The sequence below is a fragment of the Kribbella sp. genome (assembly GCF_035687465.1).
Taxonomy (GTDB): domain Bacteria; phylum Actinomycetota; class Actinomycetes; order Propionibacteriales; family Kribbellaceae; genus Kribbella.
The window spans coordinates 1-2581 of the sequence record NZ_DASRXP010000014.1 but is presented as its reverse complement, the minus strand read 5'-3'; the positions used below and the strand labels follow the sequence as shown (position 1 = coordinate 2581).

The window sequence follows — 2581 nt, the reverse complement described above, 5'->3', positions numbered from 1 at the left end:
ACTCGTCCCACAAGCACGGCGTGGCCAGTCGGGTGGATCTCCTGCCCGGCGCATCCGAGACGGCCACTGTGCTGCAGGTGCGAGCACACGATCGGCCCGGCCTGCTCTACGACGTCACCTCGGCTATCGCGTCGACAGGGGCCGACATCCGCTCGGCCCACGTCAGCACGCTCGGCGCGGAGTGCGTGGACGTCTTCTACCTCACGGACACCAACGGCTCACCCCTGGAGGAAGAGGACGCCCGGGTAACAGCCAAGTCCGTTCTGGATCGCCTGACCTTCTAGGGTCGGGGGTGTGGATCTTGTTGAGGCCTTCCAGGTTCAGGCCGTTGCATGTGAGGAGCTCGGGTCGCAGCTCTATGCCGAACTGCTGCGGCGGATCGTCGACGACTACGAGCTCGGTGGCGTGACTACTGCGGTTCTGGCGGGCTACGAAGACGAACCAGGTCCGTCGGCGCTCGCTCTGCGGTTGCTGGGCTCTGTGCATCGACTGGTGCTCGCCGGAGAGACCCCGGAGCTTGCGGCGTTCTACCCGAGCGTCGGCGGCGAGTGGGATTCGGTGCTCGGCTGGGAGGCGTTCGAGCAGGTGCTGCAGTCCCGTGGCCCACTACTGCGCTCGCTACTGGTCCAGCCACCCCAGACGAACGAGGTCGGCCGCTCGATAGCCCTGTACGGAGGCCTGCTCCGGCTGGCCGAGGTTGTACCGCTTCCCGTTCGCCTGTTCGAGATCGGTGCGAGCGGTGGACTCAACCTCCGCGCGGACCACTACCGGTACGTCGCTGCCGACGGCACCGGCTTCGGGCCGGCCGACAGCCCGGTGGTGTTCGACGACGCCTGGTCGGGCCGTCCGATCCAGCCGGCACCGCAACTGCGGATCGCCGAGCGGGTCGGGTGCGACATCGCGCCGGTGAACCCGCTCAGCGAGGACGGCGCGCTGACGCTCACGTCGTACGTTTGGCCCGACATGCCCGAGCGGCTGGAGCGCCTCCGAGGAGCGGTGGAGGTCGCACGGAAGGTGCCGGCCGACGTACGGCGGGAGGACGCACTGTCGTTCCTCAGAGCTCTCGAATTGGCCGTGGGACACGTCACCGTCGTCTGGCACTCCGTGATGTGGCAGTACCTCCCCGCGGCCGAGCAAACCGCCGCCGACGAGGCGATCGCCACCCTGGGAGCCCGGGCGACTGCGGAGACCCCACTCGCCAGACTCCGCCTCGAGCCGTTACGCCGTACTCCGGATGCCAACCACGAATTCCTCATCACCTTGCAGGTCTGGCCAACCGGCACCACCCACATCCTCGGCCACGCCGCCCCCCACGGCCTCCCCACAGTCTGGGAATAGCCCTTACGTCCGAAGCAACGAGGGGCCTGCCCCGCGCTACTTCGGACGTAACGTCAGCTTCTGATCGCGGCGAGTCCTTGCGTCCGAAGGGATGTGGGGCCTGCCCCGCGGGTCTTCGGACGTAAGGGTCAGGTGAGGGCGGCGACCAGGGTGTTGGTGAGTTCCTTGGCGTAGCGGGCGTCGGGGTCGAGGTCCGGGTCGAAGATGCCGATGTCGATACCGGCGCATTGGTCCGACGCCAGGAGCGGCCGCAGCAGGGCCTCAAGGTGCGCGTGATCGAGACCGCCGGGATCCGGACTGTCCACCGCCGGCATCACCGCCCCGTCCAGGATGTCCACATCCAGGTGGACCCAGAACCCGTCCAACTCGTCCCGCTCGAGCTGAGCCAGTACTCCGGCCGCGGCCGCCCCTGGATCGTCGATGATCGCGAGCGCCGGCCAGACCGGGATCCCGGCGGCCCGAACGTCCCCGGCGTACTCGTCGTCCTCCCGGATCCCGAGCAGCGCGGCGTCCAGGTCCCGCACGTAAGGCCCACGTGACTCCAGGTCGATCAGCTCGTCCTGGCCGCGGCCCGTCACCAATGCGAGTGCCTCGCCACCAGCCGCACCGACGTACGGGGAGTTGTCGACGGTGCGGAAGTCGGAGTGCCCGTCGAGGTACACCACGCCGTACCGGCCTCTCCGTTTCAGCGCGAGCGCCGGCCCGAGCAGGTTGCTGCATTCACCCCCGAGCAGCACGACGAACCTGCCCTGGTCGAACAACGTCCCGAGCCTGTCCGCCAGTTTCACGCTGTACGTCGCGATCGCGCCGGCGTTGAACACCCCGTCCCCGGGCTTCCAGTCCCCTCGGTCATAACGAGGCGGAGTCACACACCCGGCATCCTCGGCCCCGATCCTCGCCACGAACCCCTCGTCCCGCAGGGCCCCCGCCAACTTGTAACACCCAGGCACCGTCCCCGGCGTCGGTGGCCGCAACCCCAGATTCGACGGCCCGTCCACCACGACTCTGCTCTTCGGCAAGGCGTTCCCCTCTTCGCTAACCGGTAAAGCGAATCTAGTCGTTAGAAGCCGCGCCCCGCTCGGTTCGTCACTGACGCCCGGGGTGAGTAGGCCCGGGCCGCGCCGCCGAGGCCCGCCGCGCGCCTGGAACCCTTACAGCGCCAGCCCCACGAGAACCATCCCCCAAAGCCGGAACCAGGCGCGTCGCCTGAGCAGCCGGCGCCTGCCCACTCAAGAACCGCATC

Annotated in this window: 3 protein-coding genes; 2 read left to right on the top strand and 1 reads right to left on the bottom strand. The window is 68.7% G+C overall.

What is annotated here, in order from left to right:
* Positions 1 to 284 (top strand): ACT domain-containing protein (locus tag VFG33_RS00710; RefSeq protein ID WP_325021215.1); only part of this gene is annotated, 284 nt, incomplete at its 5' end.
* Between the two features lie 10 nt (positions 285 to 294).
* Positions 295 to 1338, top strand: a complete 1044-nt coding sequence (locus tag VFG33_RS00705; protein ID WP_325021212.1) for a DUF2332 domain-containing protein — start codon at positions 295 to 297, stop codon at positions 1336 to 1338.
* Between the two features lie 128 nt (positions 1339 to 1466).
* On the opposite strand, the gene VFG33_RS00700 is transcribed toward VFG33_RS00705, so the two are convergent.
* Positions 1467 to 2357: an arginase family protein gene (locus VFG33_RS00700; RefSeq protein WP_325021210.1), complete on the bottom strand. Its 891-nt coding sequence runs from the start codon at positions 2355 to 2357 to the stop codon at positions 1467 to 1469.
* Positions 2358 to 2581 lie beyond the last annotated feature (224 nt).